General features: G+C 59.8%; 18 protein-coding genes. 17 read left to right on the forward strand and 1 reads right to left on the reverse strand.

Features of this window, described 5'->3' with window-relative positions; all coding sequences use genetic code 11:
- Window positions 1-68: 68 nt before the first annotated feature.
- From serC to GJV78_RS10945, 13 genes are all read left to right on the forward strand, one after another.
- A complete protein-coding gene (gene serC / locus GJV78_RS10885; protein WP_155108370.1) occupies window positions 69-1157 on the forward strand; it encodes a 3-phosphoserine/phosphohydroxythreonine transaminase in 1089 nt (362 codons plus the stop codon).
- Window positions 1158-1221: 64 nt separating this feature from the next.
- Window positions 1222-2505 (forward strand): 3-phosphoshikimate 1-carboxyvinyltransferase, encoded by a 1284-nt coding sequence (gene aroA, locus GJV78_RS10890; RefSeq protein ID WP_155108371.1) that lies wholly within the window; start codon window positions 1222-1224, stop codon window positions 2503-2505.
- 133 nt (window positions 2506-2638) lie between these two features.
- Entirely contained in the window at window positions 2639-3397 is a 759-nt protein-coding gene (loiP, locus tag GJV78_RS10895; RefSeq protein ID WP_155108372.1) for a metalloprotease LoiP, read from the forward strand.
- A 173-nt stretch (window positions 3398-3570) separates the two neighbouring features.
- The gene (gene cmk / locus GJV78_RS10900) at window positions 3571-4254 is read left to right on the forward strand and encodes a (d)CMP kinase (RefSeq protein ID WP_155108373.1); all 684 of its coding nucleotides are present in this window, start codon (window positions 3571-3573) and stop codon (window positions 4252-4254) included.
- A gap of 117 nt (window positions 4255-4371) precedes the next feature.
- The gene (gene rpsA, locus GJV78_RS10905) at window positions 4372-6045 is read left to right on the forward strand and encodes a 30S ribosomal protein S1 (protein ID WP_155108374.1); all 1674 of its coding nucleotides are present in this window, start codon (window positions 4372-4374) and stop codon (window positions 6043-6045) included.
- A 179-nt stretch (window positions 6046-6224) separates the two neighbouring features.
- Entirely contained in the window at window positions 6225-6509 is a 285-nt protein-coding gene (gene ihfB, locus GJV78_RS10910; protein WP_000167332.1) for an integration host factor subunit beta, read from the forward strand.
- A 204-nt stretch (window positions 6510-6713) separates the two neighbouring features.
- Window positions 6714-8978, forward strand: coding sequence for a ComEC family protein (locus tag GJV78_RS10915; RefSeq protein ID WP_155108375.1), 2265 nt, complete (start codon window positions 6714-6716; stop codon window positions 8976-8978).
- A 36-nt stretch (window positions 8979-9014) separates the two neighbouring features.
- Window positions 9015-10763, forward strand: coding sequence for a lipid A ABC transporter ATP-binding protein/permease MsbA (gene msbA / locus GJV78_RS10920; RefSeq protein WP_155108376.1), 1749 nt, complete (start codon window positions 9015-9017; stop codon window positions 10761-10763).
- Entirely contained in the window at window positions 10760-11737 is a 978-nt protein-coding gene (gene lpxK, locus GJV78_RS10925; RefSeq protein ID WP_155108377.1) for a tetraacyldisaccharide 4'-kinase, read from the forward strand. The genes msbA and lpxK overlap by 4 nt, the downstream gene beginning before the upstream one ends.
- 37 nt (window positions 11738-11774) lie before the next feature.
- Entirely contained in the window at window positions 11775-13004 is a 1230-nt protein-coding gene (locus GJV78_RS10930; protein WP_155108378.1) for a winged helix-turn-helix domain-containing protein, read from the forward strand.
- A 51-nt stretch (window positions 13005-13055) separates the two neighbouring features.
- Complete coding sequence (ycaR, locus tag GJV78_RS10935; protein WP_155108379.1) at window positions 13056-13238, forward strand: protein YcaR; 183 nt, start codon at window positions 13056-13058, stop codon at window positions 13236-13238.
- Complete coding sequence (kdsB, locus tag GJV78_RS10940) at window positions 13235-13981, forward strand: 3-deoxy-manno-octulosonate cytidylyltransferase (protein ID WP_155108380.1); 747 nt, start codon at window positions 13235-13237, stop codon at window positions 13979-13981. The genes ycaR and kdsB overlap by 4 nt, the downstream gene beginning before the upstream one ends.
- A 141-nt stretch (window positions 13982-14122) precedes the next feature.
- The gene (locus GJV78_RS10945; protein WP_155108381.1) at window positions 14123-15016 is read left to right on the forward strand and encodes a YcbJ family phosphotransferase; all 894 of its coding nucleotides are present in this window, start codon (window positions 14123-14125) and stop codon (window positions 15014-15016) included.
- On the opposite strand, the gene elyC is transcribed toward GJV78_RS10945, so the two are convergent.
- Window positions 14993-15772 carry an envelope biogenesis factor ElyC gene (elyC, locus tag GJV78_RS10950; protein ID WP_155108382.1) on the reverse strand — a complete coding sequence of 260 codons (780 nt, stop codon included), beginning with the start codon at window positions 15770-15772 and terminating at the stop codon, window positions 14993-14995. The genes GJV78_RS10945 and elyC overlap by 24 nt on opposite strands.
- 135 nt (window positions 15773-15907) lie before the next feature.
- Between elyC and cmoM the strand changes: the two genes are divergently transcribed.
- Genes cmoM through mukB form a run of 4 tightly spaced genes read left to right on the forward strand, consistent with a single transcriptional unit; the run spans window position 15908 to window position 23177 of the window.
- Window positions 15908-16711, forward strand: a complete 804-nt coding sequence (gene cmoM, locus GJV78_RS10955) for a tRNA uridine 5-oxyacetic acid(34) methyltransferase CmoM (RefSeq protein ID WP_155108383.1) — start codon at window positions 15908-15910, stop codon at window positions 16709-16711.
- Window positions 16704-18026, forward strand: a complete 1323-nt coding sequence (gene mukF, locus GJV78_RS10960) for a chromosome partition protein MukF (RefSeq protein WP_155108384.1) — start codon at window positions 16704-16706, stop codon at window positions 18024-18026. Before cmoM ends, mukF begins: the two co-directional genes overlap by 8 nt.
- Complete coding sequence (gene mukE / locus GJV78_RS10965; protein WP_155108385.1) at window positions 18007-18711, forward strand: chromosome partition protein MukE; 705 nt, start codon at window positions 18007-18009, stop codon at window positions 18709-18711. The genes mukF and mukE overlap by 20 nt, the downstream gene beginning before the upstream one ends.
- Window positions 18711-23177, forward strand: coding sequence for a chromosome partition protein MukB (gene mukB / locus GJV78_RS10970; RefSeq protein WP_155108386.1), 4467 nt, complete (start codon window positions 18711-18713; stop codon window positions 23175-23177). Before mukE ends, mukB begins: the two co-directional genes overlap by 1 nt.
- Window positions 23178-23220 lie beyond the last annotated feature (43 nt).

The raw sequence follows: 23220 nt of genomic DNA on the forward strand, positions 1-23220 counted from the left end.
GATATCCACATGAATAACCTTTGTCTGACGCTCGTCAGGCAAAGCACAATGCAACGTGGTGAGGGGAAATGGCACAGGTCTTTAATTTTAGTTCAGGTCCGGCAATGTTACCGGCGGATGTGCTTAAGCAGGCTCAGCAGGAGCTATGCGACTGGCGCGGTCTTGGCACATCGGTGATGGAAGTCAGCCACCGCGGCAAAGCGTTTATTCAGGTCGCCGAAGAGGCGGAACAGGATTTACGCGATCTGCTTAACATTCCCTCCAGCTATAAGGTGCTGTTCTGCCACGGCGGCGGCCGCGGGCAGTTTTCCGCCGTTCCGCTCAATATCCTGGGCGGAAGAACCACCGCTGACTATGTGGACGCCGGCTACTGGGCGGCCAGCGCCATCAAAGAAGCAAAGAAATACTGTACGCCGAACGTGATTGACGCCAGGATCACCGTTGACGGCCGCCGCGCGGTCAGGGCGATGAGCGAGTGGACGCTTTCCGCCGACGCCGCCTATCTGCACTATTGCCCGAATGAGACCATTGACGGCGTCGCCATTAACGAGACACCCAACTTCTCTCCGGAAGTCGTGGTAGCGGCAGATTTCTCCTCAACCATTCTCTCCGCTCCGCTTGACGTTACCCGCTTTGGCGTGATTTACGCCGGGGCGCAGAAAAACATCGGGCCTGCCGGACTGAGCATTGTCATCGTGCGTGAGGATCTGCTGGGCAAAGCGCACGCTTCCTGCCCGTCGATTCTCGACTACAGCGTCCTGAACGATAACGGCTCAATGTTCAACACCCCGCCAACCTTCGCCTGGTATCTCTCCGGGCTGGTCTTTAAGTGGCTGAAGCAGCAGGGCGGGCTGGCGGCAATGGATAGCGTTAATCAGCAGAAGGCCGCGCTGCTGTATGAGGTGATTGATAACAGCGACTTCTACCGCAACGACGTCGCGCCGGCGAACCGTTCGCGGATGAACGTACCGTTCCAGCTGGCCGACAGCGCTCTGGACGCGCTGTTCCTGGAGGAGTCTTTCTCCGCTGGCCTGCACGCGCTGAAGGGCCATCGCGTGGTGGGTGGTATGCGCGCCTCAATTTATAACGCGATGCCGCTTGAGGGCGTCAGGGCGCTGACCGAATTTATGGTCGATTTCGAACGCCGCCGCGGCTGATCCGCGTTCCTTTCTCTCCACGGCTTGCCCGTGGGGATTTTACCGTTACTGAAGAGTTTATTTCATGGAATCCCTGACGTTACACCCCATCGCCCGGGTCGATGGCACCATCAATCTGCCCGGTTCGAAAAGCGTTTCGAATCGCGCTCTGCTGCTGGCGGCGCTGGCGCATGGCACCACCGTTCTGACCAATCTTCTTGACAGTGATGACGTTCGTCACATGCTCAACGCTCTGAGCGCGCTGGGGGTCAGCTATACGCTCTCCGCCGATCGCACCCGCTGCGAGATTATCGGCGGCGGGGGTGCGCTGCGGGCGAAAGGGGCGCTGGAGCTGTATCTTGGCAACGCCGGCACCGCTATGCGCCCCCTGGCGGCGGTGCTGTGCCTGGGCGGCAATGATATTGTGCTGACCGGCGAGCCGCGGATGAAAGAGCGGCCGATAGGCCACCTGGTGGACGCGCTGCGTCAGGGCGGCGCGCAGATTGACTATCTGGAGCAGGAGAATTACCCGCCGCTGCGCCTGCACGGCGGCTTTAGCGGCGGACAGGTTGCGGTGGACGGCAGCGTTTCCAGCCAGTTTCTTACCGCGCTGCTGATGACCGCACCGCTGGCACCACAGGATACGCTGATTACCATTAAGGGCGAGCTGGTCTCGAAGCCCTACATTGATATTACGCTGAAGCTGATGAGTACTTTTGGCGTGGAGATTGAGAATCAGGACTACCAGCGTTTTCTGGTGCGGGGCGGCCAGCAGTACCGGTCGCCGGGGCGCTACCTCGTTGAGGGCGACGCCTCATCCGCCTCCTATTTTCTCGCCGCGGCGGCGATTAAGGGCGGGACGGTGAAGGTGACCGGAATCGGCCGCAACAGTATGCAGGGCGATATCCGTTTCGCCGATGTACTGGAGAAAATGGGGGCGATCGTGAGCTGGGGTGACGACTATATCGCCTGCACTCGCGGCGAGCTGAACGCGGTGGATCTGGATATGAATGCCATTCCGGATGCGGCGATGACCATCGCCACCACGGCGCTGTTCGCCAGAGGCACGACGACGCTGCGTAATATCTACAACTGGCGGGTGAAAGAGACCGACCGGCTTTTCGCTATGGCGACAGAGCTGCGCAAGGTTGGGGCCGAGGTGGAAGAGGGGCATGATTACATTCGTATCGCGCCGCCCGCCCGGCTGCAGTTCGCGGAAATTGGCACCTGGAACGATCACCGGATGGCAATGTGTTTTTCGCTGGTGGCGCTGTCCGATACGCCGGTGACGATTCTTGATCCCAAATGCACCGCCAAGACCTTCCCGGACTATTTCGAACGGCTGGCCGGCATCAGTACGCTCGCCTGATTTTCCCTCGCGTCGGTCGACCGATCGACGCGCTGCTTTCCGCTTTTCTGTTACCGCGCATAGTGTTACTCTTCCATAGCTGTAACTTTTTGATTTATAAGTTTAAGTTATTTATTATCAACGGAAGATTAATATGAAGAATAAATCATTACTCCTGGCGCTTGCCGTCTCCTCCACACTGCTCGCCGGCTGCGCCAATCTTGACGGCAATCTCCTTGCCAGCTCCGGGATGTCGGCCTACAAGGCCGCCACGCTTTCCGACGCCGAGGTAAAATCGCTGGCTGACGGTGCCTGTAAGCAGATGGATGGTGAGAACAAGATCGCCGGTGCGAAAAGCAAATACACCAAGCGTCTGAATAAAATTGCTAAGGCGCTGGGCAACAATATTGACGGTACGCCGGTCAACTACAAGGTATACCTCACTCAGGACGTTAACGCCTGGGCTATGGCTAACGGCTGCGTTCGCGTCTACTCCGGTCTGATGGATATGATGACCGATAACGAAGTTGAAGGCGTACTGGGTCACGAGCTGGGCCACGTTTCGCTGGGCCACTCGCGTAAAGCGATGCAGACGGCGTACGCAACCCTGGCGGCCCGCGATGCCATCGCCTCGGCCGGCGGCGCGGCGGCTTCGCTTTCCCAGTCCCAGCTTGGCGATCTGGCGGAAGGAGTGGTTAACTCTACCTTCTCCCGGAGCCAGGAATCCGACGCGGACGACTTCTCCTACGATCTGCTGAAGAAGCGCGGCATTAAGCTGGATGGGCTGGCGAGCGCCTTTGATAAATTAGCCGGTCTGGACGGCGGTCGTGCGAAGTCGCTGATGGATTCCCATCCGGCGTCAGCCGATCGCGCGCAGCATATCCGCGATCGTATCGCGGCAGATAAAAAGTAAAACTATGTGAACTTCCGGGCTGGTTCCCTGCCAGCCCGCTATAATTGCGCAACTATTCCCCACCTGAATATATACAAGACAGGTTTTTGCATGCAACGTTAACGATAGCGGGCGTGGGCGCGTATAATGCGCGGCGTTTATGTTAACGGTACGCCTGTTATAAGGAGAGAAAGATGACGGCAATTGCCCCGGTAATAACGATTGATGGGCCGAGCGGCGCAGGAAAAGGAACTCTGTGCAAGGCTATGGCGGAAGCATTGCGCTGGCATCTGCTGGATTCGGGGGCGATCTATCGCGTACTGGCGCTGGCGGCGCTGCATCACCACGTGGACGTTGCCTCCGAGGACGCGCTGGTGCCGCTGGCTTCCCATCTGGACGTCCGCTTTGTCTCAACCGACGGCAGCCTGGAAGTCATCCTCGAAGGGGAGGATGTCAGCGCTGAAATCCGTACCCAGGACGTCGCCGACGTCGCCTCGAAGGTCGCCGCCTTTCCGCGCGTACGCGAGGCGCTGCTGCGGCGTCAGCGCGCTTTCCGCGAGCCGCCCGGCCTGATTGCCGACGGACGCGATATGGGAACGGTGGTATTTCCGGATGCGCCGGTAAAAATTTTCCTCGACGCCTCCTCTGAAGAGCGCGCGCACCGCCGTATGCTGCAGTTGCAGGAGAAGGGCTTTAGTGTTAACTTTGAACGCCTTTTGGCCGAGATACAGGAACGTGACGATCGCGACCGTAATCGCGCCGTTGCGCCGCTGGCACCCGCTGCCGATGCTTTAGTTCTGGATTCCACCCGATTAAGCATTGAGCAAGTGATTGAAAAAGCGTTACACTACGCGCGCCAAAAGCTGGCACTCGCATAATTAATGCGACCGAATTAGCAGTATCCCCGCTGCAAAGGAATGACAGTGGGTATGTGAAACAACCCCATCCGGCACGGAGCCAGGTGGACGTTAAAATATGAAACCTGAAGATCAAACATGACAGAATCTTTTGCTCAACTCTTTGAAGAGTCCTTAAAAGAAATCGAAACCCGTCCGGGTTCTATCGTTCGTGGCGTTGTTGTTGCTATCGACAAAGACGTAGTGCTGGTTGACGCCGGCCTGAAGTCCGAGTCTGCCATTCCGGCTGAGCAGTTCAAAAACGCCCAGGGCGAACTGGAAATCCAGGTGGGCGACGAAGTTGACGTAGCGCTGGATGCAGTAGAAGACGGCTTCGGTGAAACGCTGCTGTCCCGTGAAAAAGCGAAACGTCATGAAGCCTGGATCACGCTGGAAAAAGCTTACGAAGATGCTGAAACTGTTACCGGTGTTATCAACGGCAAAGTTAAGGGCGGCTTCACGGTTGAGCTGAACGGTATTCGCGCGTTCCTGCCGGGTTCCCTGGTAGACGTCCGTCCGGTGCGCGACACGCTGCACCTGGAAGGCAAAGAGCTTGAATTCAAAGTCATCAAGCTGGATCAGAAGCGTAACAACGTGGTGGTTTCCCGTCGTGCCGTTATCGAATCCGAAAACAGCGCAGAACGCGATCAGCTGCTGGAAAACCTGCAGGAAGGCATGGAAGTCAAAGGTATCGTTAAGAACCTCACTGACTACGGCGCATTCGTCGATTTGGGCGGCGTTGACGGCCTGCTGCATATCACCGATATGGCATGGAAACGTGTTAAGCATCCGAGCGAAATCGTTAACGTTGGCGACGAAATCACCGTTAAGGTGCTGAAGTTTGACCGCGAGCGTACTCGTGTCTCCCTGGGCCTGAAACAGCTGGGCGAAGATCCGTGGGTGGCTATCGCTAAACGTTATCCGGAAGGCACCCGCCTGACCGGTCGCGTGACCAACCTGACCGACTACGGCTGCTTCGTGGAAATCGAAGAGGGCGTTGAAGGCCTGGTTCACGTTTCCGAAATGGACTGGACCAACAAAAATATCCACCCGTCCAAAGTGGTTAACGTTGGTGACGTGGTAGAAGTGATGGTTCTGGATATCGACGAAGAGCGTCGTCGTATCTCCCTGGGCCTGAAGCAGTGCAAAGCTAATCCGTGGCAGCAGTTCGCGGAAACCCATAACAAGGGCGACCGTGTTGAAGGTAAAATCAAGTCTATCACTGACTTCGGTATCTTCATCGGCCTGGACGGCGGCATCGATGGCCTGGTTCACCTGTCTGATATCTCCTGGAACGTTGCAGGCGAAGAAGCGGTTCGTGAATACAAAAAAGGCGACGAAATCGCAGCCGTTGTACTGCAGGTTGACGCCGAGCGTGAGCGTATCTCCCTGGGCGTTAAGCAGCTGGCGGAAGATCCGTTCAACAACTGGGTTGCGCTGAACAAGAAAGGCGCAATCGTAACCGGTAAAGTCACTGCCGTTGACGCGAAAGGCGCAACCGTAGAGCTGGCTGACGGCGTTGAAGGCTACCTGCGCGCTTCTGAAGCTTCCCGCGATCGCGTGGAAGACGCGACCCTGGTTCTGAGCGTTGGCGATGACGTTGAAGCTAAATTCACCGGCGTCGATCGTAAAAACCGCGCAATCAGCCTGTCCGTTCGTGCGAAAGACGAAGCCGATGAGAAAGATGCCATCGCCACTGTGAACAAGCAGGAAGATGCTAACTTCTCCAACAACGCAATGGCTGAAGCTTTCAAAGCAGCGAAAGGCGAATAATCAGGAGCGCTGAATCCTTTGGGCCTCAGGCGGCTGCACGCCCCGATGCACAAAGGATGACAAGCACACTTGACAGGTTGCAGAATTCATTCTGTAATCAATGACAAAGGGCGGCTATGGCCGCCCTTAATCAATGTATCGGCCGTCGCCGATTTTGCCTTACAGGAACCGGAGGAATCATGACCAAGTCAGAATTGATCGAAAGGCTTGCCACCCAGCAATCTCATATTCCCGCGAAAGCGGTTGAAGATGCGGTCAAAGAGATGCTGGAGCATATGGCCTCGACGCTTGCGCAGGGCGAGCGTATTGAAATCCGCGGTTTCGGCAGTTTCTCTTTGCATTATCGCGCGCCTCGTACCGGACGTAACCCAAAGACTGGCGATAAAGTGGAGCTGGAAGGAAAGTATGTTCCGCACTTCAAGCCGGGTAAAGAACTGCGCGATCGCGCCAATATTTACGGTTAAGTTTTAACGCAAAACTGAATCCCGAAAAAAGCACCTGATGGTGCTTTTTTCATAACCATTTTCCGCTTCCGGAAAGCGCCTCGCATTTTATTTTGTTGTTTTCGTTGCCGGAGAAATATTCCGGAAACGGTCGCGCATAACGCTAATCTGTTACCGGACAGGCGATAAAAAAATCTGCACACTCTCTGTCTCAGAGAGGTGTTTATGAAGATAACCACAGCCAGCGCCTGCGCCCTGTGCGGTATTTTGCCGCTGATTGCTCTGCCTGCGCTTCCCGCTACAGTTCTGTGCGTTGCTGCCTTTGCGCTGGCCTGCGCTTTCGCCCTGCTGCCGTGGAGCGTCGCGCACCGCGCCGCGCTGGTTCTGCTGTTTTTTCTGTGGGGGATTCTGGCGGCACAGCAGGCTCTGTGGCCCGTCGCCCACTTACCGGGAAAAGCCCGCCAGGTTGTCGTCCGACTTACCGGTACGGATAACATGACCACGCACTACGGAGAGATCACTCATCTGCAGGGGAAGCGGCTGTTTCCGGCACCGGGTATTGTTCTGTACGGCCAGAGTCTGCCGCAGGATGCCTGTGCCGGACAGCGCTGGGCGATGACCCTGAGGATCCGCGCGGCGCACGGGTCGTTAAACGAGGGCGGTTTTGATGGTCAGCGCTACGCGCTGGCCCAGCACCGGTCGTTGAGCGGGCGGATAGTCAAAGCCAGCGTGCTGCAACCGGCGTGCAGCCTGCGCGCCCGCTATCTTACCTCGCTAAACGCAACGCTGGCGGCTTACGCCTGGCAGCCGGTTATTACAGGGCTGGGGATGGGGGAGCGGCTGGCGCTGCCCCGTGATATTAAAGACATTATGCGCAATACCGGCACGGCGCATCTGATGGCGATCTCCGGGCTACATATTGGCTTCGCGGCGCTGCTGGCAGGCCTGCTGATTCGCGGTGGACAACGCCTTCTGCCCGTCAGGTGGATCGGCTGGCGGGCACCGCTGGCGGGCGGCATTGCCTGCGCCGCGTTTTATGCCTGGCTGACGGGCCTGCAGCCTCCCGCCCTGCGTACGGTGGTAGCCCTGGCGGTCTGGGGGATGCTGAAGCTAAGCGGGCGGCAGTGGAGCAGCTGGGAGGTGTGGTGCTGCTGCCTGGCAGCGATTCTGGTGGTCGATCCGCTGGCCGTACTTTCGCACAGCCTGTGGCTGTCGGCAGTGGCCGTCGCCGCGCTGATTTTCTGGTATCAGTGGATTCCCGGTCCCGTCTGGCCGGGGGCGCGGATCGTGCGTCCGCTGCTGGGGCTGGCGCACCTGCAGCTGGGCATAACGCTGCTGCTGGCTCCGGTGCAGATTGCGTACTTTCACGGCATTAGTCTGACCTCAATCATCGCCAACCTGTTTGCCGTGCCGCTGGTGACCTTTGTTGCCGTTCCGCTGATCCTCGCCGGGATGATCGCCCACCTGACCGGCCCGCAGATCGTGGAAGAAGCCTTGTGGTATCTGGCGGATCGCTCGCTGGCGCTCCTGTTCCATCTGCTCAGAAGCCTGCCCGAAGGCTGGATCGACATTGACGCCCGCTGGCAGTGGCTCGCCTTTTCCCCCTGGCTGCTGCTGGTGGCATGGCGATTAAACGCCTGGCGCAGCGTTCCGGCCGTCTGCCTCACCGCGCTGCTGTTGCTGAGCTGGCCGCTCTGGCGTCCGCCCCGGGACGACGGCTGGCAGGTCCATATGCTGGATATCGGCCAGGGGCTGGCGGTGGCGATTGTCCGCAACGGGAAGGCGCTGCTGTACGATACCGGTACGGCCTGGCCTGAAGGCGACAGCGCGCAGCTACAGATTATCCCCTGGCTGCGCTGGCATAATCTGCATCCGGAAGGGATTATTCTCAGCCATGAGCACCTGGACCACCGCGGCGGGCTGCGCACGCTGCAGAAGGCATGGCCCTCTCTCTGGATAAGAAGCCCGTTGGGGTGGGAGGGGCATAAGCCCTGCTTTCGCGGCGAAGCGTGGCGGTGGCAGGGGCTGAATTTTCGCGCGCACTGGCCTCTGGCGGGGGAGACCACCAGCGGAAATAACCGCTCCTGCGTGGTCAGCGTGGATGACGGCAAGCACCGCGTTCTGCTGACTGGCGATATTGAAGCGCCGGCCGAACAGAAAATGCTGCGTCGCTACTGGCAGCAGCTGCAGGCGACCGTGATCCAGGTGCCGCATCATGGCAGCAGCACTTCGTCATCGCTGGCGCTGGTGCAGCGGGTAGGGGGGCAGGCAGCGCTGGTCTCCGCATCGCGTTACAACGCCTGGCGACTGCCCTCGCAGAAGGTCAAAAAGCGTTATAGGGAGCAGGGCTACCGGTGGCTGGATACACCGCATCACGGGCAGATTACCCTTGATTTTTCCCCTCAGGGATGGCAAGTGCGCACGTTTCGGCAGCAGATTTTGCCCCGCTGGTATCATCAGTGGTTTGGCGTGCCAGAGGATAACGGGTAGAATATGCGGCTATTTCAACAAATGCTGGTTTTTTGAATGCATAACGATAAAGATCTCTCTACGTGGCAGACGTTTCGCCGGCTGTGGCCAACCATAGCGCCTTTTAAATCGGGTCTGATCGTGGCGGGTGTAGCGTTAATTCTCAACGCAGCCAGCGATACCTTCATGCTATCGCTCCTTAAACCCTTACTGGATGAGGGATTTGGAAAAACGGATCGCTCAGTGCTGCTCTGGATGCCGCTGGTGGTCATTGGTCTGATGATATTGCGCGGCATTACCAGCTATATCTCCAGCTATTGCATTTCCTGGGTTTCGGGCAAAGTGGTAATGACCATGCGCCGACGTCTGTTCGGCCATATGATGGGTATGCCCGTCGCTTTTTTTGATAAGCAGTCTACGGGGACACTACTTTCGCGTATCACCTATGACTCAGAACAGGTTGCCTCCTCCTCCTCCAGCGCGCTGATCACCGTGGTGCGCGAAGGGGCGTCGATTATCGGCCTGTTTGTTATGATGTTTTACTACAGCTGGCAACTGTCGCTGATTCTGGTCGTGCTGGCCCCCATTGTGTCGATTGCCATTCGGGTGGTCTCGAAGCGTTTTCGCAGCATCAGTAAAAATATGCAGAACACGATGGGGCAGGTGACCACCAGCGCGGAGCAGATGCTGAAGGGCCACAAAGAGGTGCTGATCTTTGGCGGCCAGGAGGTTGAAACCAAACGCTTTGATAAGGTCAGCAACAGAATGCGCCTGCAGGGCATGAAGATGGTTTCGGCCTCGTCTATTTCTGACCCGATCATTCAGCTTATTGCGTCGCTGGCGCTGGCCTTCGTTCTGTACGCGGCCAGCTTCCCGAGCGTGATGGAGAGCCTGACTGCGGGCACCATTACCGTGGTCTTTTCATCCATGATTGCGCTGATGCGGCCGCTGAAGTCGCTGACCAACGTTAACGCCCAGTTCCAGCGCGGTATGGCGGCTTGTCAGACCCTGTTTGCTATTCTGGACAGCGAACAGGAGAAAGACGAAGGAACCCGCGTTATTGAGCGCGCAACGGGGGATCTGGCGTTTCGCAATGTCACCTTCACCTACCCGGGACGTGAAGTCCCGGCGCTGCGCAATATCAGCCTGCAAATTCCGGCGGGCAAAACCGTGGCCCTGGTGGGACGGTCAGGCTCCGGCAAGTCAACCATCGCCAGCCTGATTACCCGCTTCTACGACGTCGACCAGGGCGAAATACTGATGGACGGGCACGATCTGCGGGAGTATACCCTCAGCTCGCTGCGTAACCAGGTGGCGCTGGTGTCGCAAAACGTGCATCTGTTTAACGATACGGTCGCCAACAACATCGCCTACGCGCGCAACGAACAGTACAGCCGCGAGCAGATCGAAGAGGCCGCGCGGATGGCCTATGCGATGGACTTTATCAATAAGATGGATGACGGTCTGGATACCGTTATTGGTGAAAACGGGGTGCTGCTCTCAGGCGGTCAGCGCCAGCGTATCGCCATCGCCCGCGCCCTGCTGCGCGACAGCCCGATTCTGATTCTTGATGAGGCTACCTCGGCGCTGGATACCGAGTCTGAGCGCGCCATTCAGGCCGCCCTCGACGAGCTGCAGAAAAACCGGACCTCGCTGGTGATCGCCCACCGCCTTTCTACCATCGAACAGGCGGATGAAATTGTGGTGGTGGAAGACGGGACGATCGTGGAACGCGGCACCCACGGTGAACTATTGGCGCAGCGCGGCGTGTACGCCCAGCTGCACAAAATGCAGTTTGGTCAATGATTGCGCGAATCTGGTCCGGGGAGTCGCCCCTGTGGCGGCTGCTGCTGCCGCTCTCCTGGCTGTACGGGCTGGCAAGTAGCGCAATTCGCCTGTGCTACCGCCTCGGCGTAAAGCGCGCCTGGCGCGCGCCGGTTCCGGTGGTGGTGGTGGGCAACCTGACGGCAGGCGGTAACGGCAAAACGCCGGTGGTTATCTGGCTGGTGGAGGAGCTGCAGCGACGCGGCGTGCGCGTGGGCGTTGTCTCCCGCGGCTACGGTGGCAAGGCCGCCGCTTATCCGCTGCTGCTGACTCCGCAAACCACCACGGCCGAGGCGGGCGATGAGCCGGTGCTGATCTATCAGCGGACCGGAGCGCCCGTCGCGGTATCTCCCGCGCGTGCGGAAGCGGTCAGCGCGCTGCTGGCGCAGCATGACCTACAGATAATTGTTACCGATGACGGTTTACAGCACTATCGTCTGGCGCGCGACGTGGAGATCGTGGTAATTGACGGCGTCCGCCGCTTTGGCAACGGCTGGTGGCTGCCGGCCGGGCCGATGCGCGAGCGCGCCGGGCGGCTGAAGTCGGTGGATGCGGTCATCGTTAACGGCGGCGTTCCGCGGGAGGGCGAAATCCCGATGCAGCTTGCGCCGGGGCCGGCGATCAATTTACGCACCGGCGAGCGTCGCGATGTTGCGCAACTGCCGGGCATCGTGGCGATGGCTGGCATTGGCCACCCGCCGCGCTTTTTCGCCACGCTTGAGGCGTGCGGGGCGCACCCGCAGAAGTGTGTGCCGCTGGCGGATCACCAGCCGCTGTCCCATAGCGACGTGAAGGCGCTGCTCGGTGCCGGGCAGACGCTGGTTATGACCGAGAAAGACGCGGTGAAATGCCGCGCTTTTGCCGAAGACAGCTGGTGGTATCTGCCCGTTGACGCCCGCTTGGCGGGGGAGCGGCCGGATGCCTTACTTGCACAACTTGTCTCGCTGATTCGCTAGCGTCATCAGGCGGCGGCGGGTTTTTATGGGGGCACCAATGTCGCTGCAGCTCTCTCTTGCCGACGCTCGCCATCTTCATCTTGCCGCTCAGGGGCTGTTGAAAGCACCTGAGCGTCGCGCGTTGCCTGCGGATATTCTCTCTACCCTCTCACGCATGTCGCTCCTGCAGATTGACACCATCAATATTGTCGCGCGTAGTCCTTATCTGGTGCTGTTCAGCCGCCTGGGCGACTATCCGCCGCAGTGGCTGGACGACGCGCTGCGGTGCGGAGATCTGATGGAATACTGGGCGCATGAGGCCTGCCTTATGCCGCGCGATGATTTTCGGCTGGTGCGCCACCGTATGCTTGCACCGGAAGGAATGGGCTGGAAGTACAAAGCGGCATGGATGGTAGAACATGCGGATGATATTGCCCGACTGCTTCGCCATATTGAGGATTACGGGCCGGTGCGTGCGGCGGATTTTGACGCCCCGTGCCGGGGAGGCGGCGGATGGTGGGAGTGGAAGCCGCACAAGCGCCACCTGGAAGGGCTGTTTACCGCCGGAAAGCTGATGGTGGTGGAGCGGCGTAACTTCCAGCGGGTATATGATTTAACCCATCGCGTTATGCCGCACTGGGATGACGCGCGCGATCTGCTCTCTCCGGCCGAGGCGGAGGCCATCATGCTCGACAACAGCGCGCGCAGCCTGGGGATTTTTCGCGAGCAGTGGCTGGCGGATTACTACCGCCTGAAGCGCCCCGATCTTACCGCCTGGCGGGAGAGCCGCGCGGCCGAGGGGCAGATTGTCGCCGTCGAGGTTGATACCTTAGGTCCGATGTGGCTGCATGTGGACCGGCTGGCGCAGCTGCAGCAGGCGCTGGCCGGAAAGTTAACCGCCAGCCACAGCGCGGTGCTGTCGCCCTTCGATCCGGTGGTATGGGATCGGCGGCGGGTCGAACAGCTGTTTCATTTCAGCTACCGGCTGGAGTGTTACACCCCCGCAGCGAAGCGGCAGTACGGCTATTTTGTCCTGCCGCTGCTGTATCGCGGGCGGCTGGTGGGGCGGATGGATGCCAAAATGCATCGTAAGGCGGGCGTGCTGGAGGTGATTGCGCTGTACCTGGAAGCGGGCGTTCGGCCTGGCGTAAGGTTGCAGAAGGGGCTAAGCCGGGCGATAACGTCGTTTGCCCGCTGGCAGGGAGCGGGCCGGGTGGCGCTCGGCGTGCTGCCGGGCGGCCTGTTTGCGGACTGCCGTCGGGGCTGGGAAATAGACGCGGAGCAATAAACGATTATGATAAGATCTGTCAATTCACAATCCGGTCCATCTGGAGGAACTATGGATCACCGTCTGCTTGAAATCATTGCCTGCCCGGTCTGCAACGGCAAACTCTGGTACAACCAGGAAAAACAAGAGCTGATTTGCAAACCGGATAACCTTGCTTTTCCCCTGCGCGACGGCATTCCGGTGCTGCTGGAAAACGAAGCCCGCGCGCTGGCCGCCGATGAGAGACAATCATGAGCTTTGTGGTCATTATTCCCGCGCGTTATGCGTCCACGCGCCTGCCGGGCAAGCCCCTGCTGGATATCAACGGTAAGCCGATGATTGTGCACGTGCTGGAGCGCGCCCGTGAGTCCGGTGCCGGGCGCATCATCGTGGCGACCGATCATGACGACGTGGCGCGGGCGGTGGAGGCCGCCGGCGGAGAGGTGTGCATGACCCGCCCCGACCATCAGTCCGGCACCGAACGTCTGGCGGAGGTCGTGGAGAAGTGCGGCTTCAGCGACGACACCATTATCGTTAACGTGCAGGGCGACGAGCCGATGATCCCGGCGGTCATTATCCGCCAGGTGGCGGATAACCTGGCCCGGCGCGAGGTGGGCATGGCGACGCTGGCGGCACCGATTCACAGCGTGGAAGAGGCGTTTAATCCGAACGTGGTCAAAGTGGTGCTGGACGCCGAAGGCCATGCGCTCTATTTTTCCCGGGCGACCATCCCCTGGGATCGCGATCGCTTCGCTAAAAGCCTTGAAACGATTGGCGATACGTTCCTGCGCCACCTCGGGATTTACGGCTATCGCGCCGGTTTTATCCGCCGCTACGTCAACTGGACGCCAGGCCCGCTTGAGCATATTGAGATGCTGGAACAGCTCCGGGTGCTGTGGTACGGCGAAAAGATCCACGTCGCGGTGGCGGAAGAGGTGCCCGGCACGGGTGTCGATACCGCCGAAGATCTTGAGCGCGTTCGCGCCGAAATGCGTTAACCTCAGTTTCCCCCATGCCTCCCGTCCCCGGGAGGCGTCTCCTCTCTGCGCTATTTTCCTTTTATCAATTGATCTGATCCGGGTGACAACGCTCCGGATGGCGGCCATTATAAAAGCCGTCGTCTTTGTGGGGTAAAAGGAATGGAACGACTGCGTACTGAATTAAGTCATTTGCTGGGCGAGAAGCTCAGCCGCGTAGAGTGCATCAGTGAAAAGGCAGATACCACCTTATGGACGCTCTATGATGCTCAGGAAAATCCAATGCCGCTGATGGCGCGAAGTTTTTCTCTCCCCGGCATGGCGCAGCAGGTGGCCTGGAAAACGACCATGCTGGCGCGAAACGGCACGGTGCGGATGCCGGTTATCTATGGCGTCATGACCCATGAAGAGTATGACGGGCCGGATATCCTGCTGCTTGAACGGCTGCGCGGGGTCTCCGTTGAGGCTCCGGCGCGTACCCCCGAGCGCTGGGATCAACTGAAGGCACAGATCGTCGAGGCGCTGCTGGCCTGGCATCGTCAGGACAGCCGGGGCTGCGTCGGCGCGGTGGATAGCACTCAGGAAAACGTCTGGCCCGCCTGGTATCGCCAGCGCGTCGAGGTGCTGTGGAGCACCCTGAATCAGTTCAATAACACCGGTTTGACGATGCAGGATAAGCGGCTCTTATTTCGGACCCGCGAATGTCTGCCCGATCTGTTCGCGGACTTTAACGATAACTGCGTGCTAATCCACGGTAATTTCACTCTGCAAAGTATGCTGAAAGATCCCCGCAGCGATCAGCTGCTGGCGATGGTCGGACCTGGAGTGATGCTCTGGGCACCCAGGGAGTACGAGCTGTTCCGGCTGATGGACGGCACCCTTGCGGAGGATTTGCTCTGGCACTACCTGCAGCGCGCGCCGGTCGCGGAGTCATTTATCTGCCGGCGCTGGCTGTACGTCCTGTGGAACGAGATTGCGCAGCTGGTGAACACCGGCCATTTTAACCGCTCCAGCTTCGATCTGGCGGGTAAATCACTGCTTCCCTGGCTCGCCTGACGCGCCTTTCAGCCATTGCCAGATGCGGCCCAGCGTTTCATAGCTCGCCCGCTCGCTGTGCATCAGCCAGAGCGGTGAGGGTATCGCGCGCTCCCAGGGGTTTAAGGCGGACTCGATGGCCAGCTGGTTTGCCGGTGCGGGCAGCGGATGTAACCCGGCGCGCTGAAAGAATATCATCGCCCGTGGCAGGTGAGATGCCGAGGTGACCAGCAGGAAGGGGGCGTCGCCAATGACCAGCTTAACGGCGGCCGCTTCTTCCTCGGTGTCTTTCGGCCGATCCAGGGTAATAATATCCTCTCTGGGAACGCCCAGTGATTCAGCCACGCGCGCGCCAACCTCCGCCGCGCTCACCGTATTGCTTTGCGCAACGCCTCCCGTAAAAATCAGTTTTGCCCCCGGACTGGCGCGCCACAGGCGAATGCCTTCGTTAAGGCGCGGCAGGCTGTTATTGAGCAGATTCGAGCCGGGTGCCCACTGCGGATTCCAGGTATAGCCGCCGCCCAGCACCACAATGTACTGTACCCGCTGGCTGTTCCGCCAGGTCGGGTAGCTGTTTTCAATAGGGCGAAGCAGCGCGTCGGCCACCGGCTGCAGGCTGAGCAGCAGCAGCGTCAGCCAGCCGACGCTGATAACCGCCCGGCCGGTTTTCTGAAAGCGGCTAAACCACATCAGCCCCAGCCCGAAGCCGATGGCAAGCAGGATCAGCGGCAGGGGCATCAGCATCCCGCCGACGATTTTTTTCAGCGTGAAAAGCATCCTTTTTGGCTCCTTTTTTAACCATACGGCAGAAGTTCTTCCGGGATATTGCAGCAGAGAGGTTCATTATCGCCGCAGGTATGACAAAATAGCGGTTTTGCTAACAAACACCAAGCGCTGCCAGTGGAGAGTCCGATGCGGGATCGCAATTTTGATGACATCGCCGAAAAGTTTTCCCGTAACATTTACGGCACCACCAAAGGGCAGCTGCGGCAGGCGATTCTGTGGCAGGATTTAGAGCGGCTGCTGGCGGAGACTGGCGGGCGTAAACTGCGCGTGCTTGATGCCGGGGGCGGTGAGGGACAGACGGCGATTAAAATGGCCGGGCTTGGTCATCAGGTTACCCTGTGCGATCTTTCCGGCGAGATGATCGAGCGGGCGCAGCGCGCGGCGGAAGCGAAAGGCGTGCTGGGCAACATGCGTTTTATCCAGTGTGCCGCCCAGGAGGTGGCCACCCATTTGGAAAGTCCTGTCGATCTGATATTGTTTCATGCCGTTCTGGAGTGGGTGGCGGAGCCGGTTGACGCGCTGAAGGCCCTGTGGTCGGCGCTGCGCCCGGGCGGTGCGCTGTCGCTGATGTTTTATAACGCCAACGGCCTGTTGATGCATAACATGGTGGCAGGGAACTTTGACTACGTGCGGTCGGGGATGCCAAAACGTAAAAAACGGACGCTTTCGCCAGACTACCCGCGCGATCCCGGGCAGGTTTATCGGTGGCTGGAGGAGATCGGCTGGCGGATCGTCAGCCGGACCGGCGTACGCATATTTCATGATTATTTGCGTGAAAAGCAGCAGCAGCGCGAACGCTACGAAGCGCTGCTTGAACTCGAAACGCGCTATTGTCGCCAGGAGCCCTGGATTAGCCTCGGGCGCTATATTCACGTCACCGCGATTAAAGGCCAGGATCGAGCCGCAGATGCAAGGATAACCTATGAATGAATTTTCCCAGACAGTCCCGGAACTGGTTGCCTGGGCCAGAAAAAATGACTTTTCTCTCTCGCTGCCGGTAGACCGGCTTTCGTTCCTGCTGGCGGTGGCCACCCTGAACGGCGAGCGCCTGGACGGTGAGATGAGCGAAGGTGAGCTGGTGGATGCGTTCCGCCACGTGAGTGATGCGTTTGAGCAAACCAGCGAAACCATCGGCGTCCGCGCCAATAACGCGATCAACGACATGGTGCGTCAACGTCTGCTGAACCGCTTTACCAGCGAGCAGGCGGAGGGTAACGCCATTTATCGCCTGACCCCGCTCGGCATCGGCATCACCGACTATTACATCCGCCAGCGCGAGTTCTCCACGCTGCGCCTCTCCATGCAGCTGTCGATCGTGGCGGGGGAGCTGAAGCGCGCGGCGGACGCGGCGGACGAGGGCGGCGACGAATTCCACTGGCACCGCAACGTCTACGCGCCGCTAAAATATTCCGTGGCCGAGATTTTCGACAGTATCGATCTGACCCAGCGGATCATGGACGAGCAGCAGCAGCAGGTGAAGGATGAAATCGCGCAGCTGCTGAACAAAGACTGGCGCGCGGCTATTTCCAGCTGCGAGCTGCTGCTTTCAGAAACCTCCGGAACCCTGCGCGAGCTACAGGACACCCTGGAGGCGGCGGGGGATAAGCTACAGGCCAACCTGCTGCGCATTCAGGACGCGACGCTGGCCCGTGACGATCTGCACATTGTCGATCGGCTGGTGTTCGATCTGCAGAGCAAGCTCGATCGCATTATCAGCTGGGGCCAGCAGTCCATCGACCTGTGGATCGGCTATGACCGGCACGTGCATAAATTTATCCGTACCGCGATCGATATGGATAAAAACCGCGTCTTCGCCCAGCGCCTGCGCCAGTCCGTCCAGACTTACTTCGATGACCCGTGGGCGCTGACTTACGCCAACGCCGATCGCCTGCTCGATATGCGCGATGAGGAGCTGGCGCTGCGCGATGAAGAGGTCACCGGGGAACTTCCGCCGGATCTGGAGTACGAAGAGTTTAACGAGATCCGCGAACAGCTGGCGGCGCTTATCGAAGAACAGCTGGCAGTCTATAAAACCAGACAAACGCCGCTGGATCTCGGGCTGGTTGTACGCGAGTATCTGGCGCAATACCCGCGCGCACGGCATTTCGACGTGGCGCGCATTGTCATCGATCAGGCGGTACGTCTTGGCGTAGCGCAAGCAGATTTCACCGGACTGCCGGCCAAATGGCAGCCGATTAATGATTACGGAGCCAAGGTACAGGCGCATGTCATTGACAAATATTGAACAAGTGATGCCGGTTAAGCTGGCGCAGGCGCTGGCGAATCCGTTATTTCCGGCGCTGGACAGCGCCTTACGCGCCGGCCGGCATATCGGGCTGGACGAGCTGGACAACCATGCCTTTCTGATGGATTTTCAGGAATACCTGGAAGAGTTTTACGCTCGCTATAACGTCGAGCTGATCCGCGCGCCGGAGGGGTTTTTTTATCTGCGCCCGCGTTCCACCACCCTTATCCCGCGCTCCGTCCTCTCCGAGCTGGACATGATGGTGGGTAAAATCCTCTGTTACCTCTATCTCAGCCCGGAGCGGCTGGCGAACGAAGGGATCTTTACCCAGCAGGAGCTGTACGACGAGCTGCTGACCCTCGCCGACGAGTCGAAGCTGCTGAAACTGGTCAATAACCGCTCCACCGGCTCCGACGTTGACCGCCAGAAGCTGCAGGAAAAAATGCGCTCGTCGCTCAACCGCCTGCGTCGCCTGGGGATGGTGTGGTTTATGGGCCACGACAGCAGCAAATTTCGCATTATCGAGTCGGTATTCCGCTTTGGGGCCGACGTGCGCACCGGTGACGATCCGCGTGAGGCGCAGCGCCGCCTGATCCGCGACGGCGAAGCGATGCCGGTCGAAAACCACCTGCAGCTCAATGATGAGACCGAAGAAAATCAGCCGGAAAGTGGAGAGGAAGAATAATGATTGAACGCGGTAAATTTCGCTCGCTAACGCTGATTAACTGGAACGGTTTTTTTGCCCGGACCTTCGATCTCGACGAGCTGGTCACCACCCTCTCGGGCGGGAACGGGGCAGGGAAATCCACCACTATGGCGGCCTTCGTCACGGCGCTGATCCCGGATCTGACCCTGCTGCACTTCCGTAACACCACCGAGGCGGGGGCCACCAGCGGCTCCCGCGATAAGGGCCTGCACGGCAAGCTGAAGGCGGGCGTCTGCTATTCCATGCTCGACACCATTAACTCCCGCCACCAGCGCGTGGTGGTGGGGGTGCGCCTGCAGCAGGTCGCCGGGCGCGATCGTAAAGTTGATATCAAGCCGTTCGCCATCCAGGGGCTGCCGATGTCGGTGCAGCCGACCCAGCTGGTGACCGAGACGCTGGACGCCCGTCAGGCGCGGGTGCTGTCGCTTGTTGAGCTGAAAGACAAGCTTGAGGCGATAGAAGGGGTACAGTTTAAGCAGTTTAACTCGATTACCGATTATCACTCGCTGATGTTCGACTTAGGCATTATCGCCCGTCGCCTGCGCACCGCCTCTGACCGCAGCAAGTTCTATCGCCTGATTGAGGCCTCGCTGTACGGCGGGATCTCCAGCGCCATTACCCGCTCCCTGCGCGACTACCTGCTGCCGGAAAACAGCGGGGTGCGTAAGGCGTTCCAGGATATGGAAGCCGCGCTGCGGGAAAACCGCCTGACCCTGGAGGCGATCCGCGTCACCCAGTCGGACAGGGATCTGTTTAAGCACCTGATTAGCGAAGCCACCCACTACGTGGCGGCGGACTATATGCGCCACGCCAACGAGCGGCGCGTGTATCTGGATAAGGCGCTGGCGTTCCGCCGGGAGCTGCACGCCTCCCGCAAACAGCTGGCCACAGAGCAGTACAAGCACGTCGATATGGCGCGCGAGCTGGAGGAGCACAACGGCGCGGAGGGGGATCTCGAAGCCGATTACCAGGCCGCGAGCGACCACCTGAACCTGGTGCAAACCGCGCTGCGCCAGCAGGAAAAAATTGAACGCTATGAGGCGGATCTGGAAGAGCTGCAGGTCCGCCTCGAAGAGCAGCACGAGGTGGTGGCGGAGGCCGTTGAGCGTCAGGAAGATAACGAAGCGCGTGCCGAGGCCGCCGAGCTGGAGGTGGATGAGCTGAAAAACCAGCTCGCCGACTACCAGCAGGCGCTGGACGTGCAGCAGACCCGCGCCCTGCAGTACAGCCAGGCGATATCGGCGCTGGAGCGGGCAAAGTCCCTTTGCCATCTGCCGGATCTGACCGCAGACAGCGCGGCCCAGTGGCTGGAAACCTTCCAGGCCAGAGAGCAGGAGGCGACCGAGAAACTGCTCTCCCTTGAGCAGAAAATGAGCGTGGCGCAAACCGCCCACAGCCAGTTTGAGCAGGCCTGGCAGCTGGTGGCGGAGATCAACGGCCCGCTGGCGCGTAGCGAGGCCTGGGAGGTGGCGCGGGAGCTGCTGCGTGAAGGCGTTGACCAGCGCCATCTGGCGGAGCAGGTCCAGCCGCTGCGTATGCGCCTTAGCGAACTGGAGCAGCGTCTGCGCGAACAGCAGGAGGCCGAGCGCCTGCTGGCGGAATTTTGCAAGCGGCAGGGACGGCAGTTCGATATTGACGAGCTGGAAGCGCTGCACCAGGAGCTTGAGGCGCGTATCGTCTCGCTGTCCGACAGCGTCTCGAATGCCCATGAACAGCGGATGGCGCTGCGTCAGGAGCAGGGGCAACTGCAGACGCGCATTCAGCAACTGATGCAGCGCGCGCCCGTCTGGCTGGCGGCGCAGAACAGCCTTAACGAACTTAGCGAGCAGTGCGGCGAGGCGCTGACCTCCAGCCAGGAGGTTACCGAGTATCTGCAGCAGCTGCTGGAGCGCGAGCGCGAGGCTATTGTTGAACGCGACGAGGTCGGCGTGCGTAAAAACGCGGTCGATGAAGAGATTGAACGCTTAAGCCAGCCGGGCGGGGCGGAAGATCAGCGTCTTAACGCGCTGGCGGAGCGTTTCGGCGGCGTGCTGCTGTCGGAAATTTATGACGACGTCAGCCTGGAGGATGCGCCGTACTTCTCCGCGCTGTACGGTCCGTCACGCCACGCCATCGTGGTGCCGGACCTGTCGCTGGTCGCCGATCGGCTGGAGGGGCTAACCGACTGCCCGGAAGATCTCTATCTGATCGAAGGGGATCCGCAGTCCTTTGACGACAGCGTATTCAGCGTCGACGAGCTGGAAAAGGCGGTGGTGGTAAAAATCGCCGACCGCCAGTGGCGCTACTCCCGCTTCCCGTCGGTGCCGATTTTTGGCCGCGCGGCCCGCGAAAGCCGTATCGAAAGCCTGCACGCCGAGCGCGAAGGGCTTGCTGAGCGCTTCGCCACCCTTTCGTTTGACGTACAAAAAACCCAGCGGCTGCATCAGGCCTTTAGCCGCTTTATCGGTAGCCATCTGGCGGTGGCCTTTGAGGACGATCCGGAAGCGGAAATCCGGCAGCTGAACGGCCGCCGCGTTGAGCTGGAGCGCGCTCTGGCCAGCCACGAAAATGATAATCAGCAGCAGCGGATCCAGTACGAGCAGGCGAAAGAGGGCGTGGCCGCGCTGAACCGCCTGCTGCCGCGCCTGAACCTGCTGGCCGACGATACGCTGGCCGATCGGGTCGACGAGATCCGCGAGCGGCTGGACGAAGCGCAGGAAGCCGCGCGCTTTATTCAGCAGCACGGCAGCCGGCTGGCGAAGCTGGAGCCGATGGTTTCGGTGCTGCAGAACGATCCGGAGCAGTTTGAACAGCTGAAAGAAGACTACACCTGTTCCCAGCAGACGCAGCGTGAGGCGCGTCAGCAGGCGTTTGCGCTGGCGGAGGTGGTCCAGCGCCGCGCGCACTTTGGCTACGCCGACTCCGCCGGGATGCTCAGCGGCAACAGCGATCTCAACGAAAAGCTACGTGAACGACTGGCGCAGGCGGAAGGTGAGCGTAGCCGTGCCCGCGAGGCGCTGCGCGGCCATGCGGCCCAGCTTAGCCAGTACAACCAGGTGCTGGCGTCGCTAAAAAGCTCCTGGGAAACCAAGAAAGAGTTGCTTAACGATCTGCAGCGCGAGCTGCAGGATATCGGCGTGCGCGCCGACAGCGGCGCGGAGGAGCGCGCCCGTACTCGTCGCGACGAACTGCACGCCCGGCTGAGCACCAACCGCACGCGCCGCAATCAGCTGGAGAAGGCGCTGACCTTCTGCGAAGCGGAGATGGACAACCTGACCCGCAGGCTGCGCAAGCTGGAGCGTGATTACTTTGAGATGCGCGAGCAGGTGGTTACCGCCAAGGCCGGCTGGTGCGCGGTAATGCGAATGGTGAAAGATAACGGCGTCGAGCGTCGCCTGCATCGCCGCGAGCTGGCCTATCTCTCCGCTGACGAACTGCGCTCCATGTCGGATAAGGCGCTGGGGGCGCTGCGTCTCGCGGTAGCGGATAACGAACACCTGCGCGACGTGCTGCGCATGTCCGAAGATCCCAAACGTCCGGAGCGTAAGATCCAGTTCTTCGTGGCGGTTTATCAGCATCTGCGCGAGCGTATTCGTCAGGATATTATCCGCACCGACGATCCGGTTGAAGCCATTGAGCAGATGGAGATCGAACTCAGCCGTCTGACCGAGGAGCTGACCTCCCGCGAACAGAAGCTGGCCATTAGCTCGCGCAGCGTGGCAAACATTATTCGTAAAACTATTCAGCGTGAACAGAACCGCATCCGCCAGCTTAACCAGGGGCTGCAGAACGTCTCCTTTGGCCAGGTGAACAGCGTACGCCTGAACGTCAACGTGCGCGAAACCCACGCCACGATGCTGGAGGTGCTCTCGGAGCAGCATGAGCAGCATCAGGATCTGTTCAGCAGCAATCGTCTGACCTTCTCTGAGGCGCTGGCGAAGCTGTATCAGCGGCTGAACCCGCAGATCGATATGGGCCAGCGTACGCCGCAGACCATCGGCGAGGAGCTGCTTGACTACCGCAACTACCTGGAGATGGAGGTTGAGGTTAACCGCGGCTCCGACGGCTGGCTGCGTGCGGAGTCCGGGGCGCTGTCCACCGGGGAGGCGATCGGTACGGGGATGTCCATCCTGGTGATGGTGGTACAGAGCTGGGAAGACGAGGCTCGCCGCCTGCGCGGCAAGGATATCTCTCCCTGCCGCCTGCTGTTCCTCGATGAAGCGGCGCGACTGGATGCTCGTTCAATCGCCACCCTGTTTGAGCTGTGTGAGCGCCTGCAGATGCAGCTGATTATCGCCGCGCCGGAAAATATCAGCCCGGAGAAAGGAACGACCTACAAGCTGGTGCGTAAGGTGTTTAATAACACCGAACATGTACACGTGGTCGGGCTGCGCGGATTTGCTCCGCAGCCGCCCGAAACGCTTCCGGGAACGGTTGAGGAGCCGCAGCTCAGCCTGGATAAATAAGGCGGCTGAATGGCTGCTTTAGATTTTCTGAAAATAGGCTTTT

Origin of the sequence: Intestinirhabdus alba (genome assembly GCF_009711095.1) — a bacterium.
Classification (GTDB): Bacteria; Pseudomonadota; Gammaproteobacteria; order Enterobacterales; family Enterobacteriaceae; genus Intestinirhabdus; species Intestinirhabdus alba.

What these genes read in the sequence shown, in the direction of transcription:
- serC (WP_155108370.1), top strand. Translation starts at nt 69, where the DNA reads ATGGCACAGGTCTTTAATTTTAGTTCAGGTCCGGCAATGTTACCGGCG.
- aroA (WP_155108371.1), top strand. Translation starts at nt 1,222, where the DNA reads ATGGAATCCCTGACGTTACACCCCATCGCCCGGGTCGATGGCACCATC.
- loiP (WP_155108372.1), top strand. Translation starts at nt 2,639, where the DNA reads ATGAAGAATAAATCATTACTCCTGGCGCTTGCCGTCTCCTCCACACTG.
- cmk (WP_155108373.1), top strand. Translation starts at nt 3,571, where the DNA reads ATGACGGCAATTGCCCCGGTAATAACGATTGATGGGCCGAGCGGCGCA.
- rpsA (WP_155108374.1), top strand. Translation starts at nt 4,372, where the DNA reads ATGACAGAATCTTTTGCTCAACTCTTTGAAGAGTCCTTAAAAGAAATC.
- ihfB (WP_000167332.1), top strand. Translation starts at nt 6,225, where the DNA reads ATGACCAAGTCAGAATTGATCGAAAGGCTTGCCACCCAGCAATCTCAT.
- GJV78_RS10915 (WP_155108375.1), top strand. Translation starts at nt 6,714, where the DNA reads ATGAAGATAACCACAGCCAGCGCCTGCGCCCTGTGCGGTATTTTGCCG.
- msbA (WP_155108376.1), top strand. Translation starts at nt 9,015, where the DNA reads ATGCATAACGATAAAGATCTCTCTACGTGGCAGACGTTTCGCCGGCTG.
- lpxK (WP_155108377.1), top strand. Translation starts at nt 10,760, where the DNA reads ATGATTGCGCGAATCTGGTCCGGGGAGTCGCCCCTGTGGCGGCTGCTG.
- GJV78_RS10930 (WP_155108378.1), top strand. Translation starts at nt 11,775, where the DNA reads ATGTCGCTGCAGCTCTCTCTTGCCGACGCTCGCCATCTTCATCTTGCC.
- ycaR (WP_155108379.1), top strand. Translation starts at nt 13,056, where the DNA reads ATGGATCACCGTCTGCTTGAAATCATTGCCTGCCCGGTCTGCAACGGC.
- kdsB (WP_155108380.1), top strand. Translation starts at nt 13,235, where the DNA reads ATGAGCTTTGTGGTCATTATTCCCGCGCGTTATGCGTCCACGCGCCTG.
- GJV78_RS10945 (WP_155108381.1), top strand. Translation starts at nt 14,123, where the DNA reads ATGGAACGACTGCGTACTGAATTAAGTCATTTGCTGGGCGAGAAGCTC.
- elyC (WP_155108382.1), bottom strand. Translation starts at nt 15,772, where the DNA reads ATGCTTTTCACGCTGAAAAAAATCGTCGGCGGGATGCTGATGCCCCTG.
- cmoM (WP_155108383.1), top strand. Translation starts at nt 15,908, where the DNA reads ATGCGGGATCGCAATTTTGATGACATCGCCGAAAAGTTTTCCCGTAAC.
- mukF (WP_155108384.1), top strand. Translation starts at nt 16,704, where the DNA reads ATGAATGAATTTTCCCAGACAGTCCCGGAACTGGTTGCCTGGGCCAGA.
- mukE (WP_155108385.1), top strand. Translation starts at nt 18,007, where the DNA reads ATGTCATTGACAAATATTGAACAAGTGATGCCGGTTAAGCTGGCGCAG.
- mukB (WP_155108386.1), top strand. Translation starts at nt 18,711, where the DNA reads ATGATTGAACGCGGTAAATTTCGCTCGCTAACGCTGATTAACTGGAAC.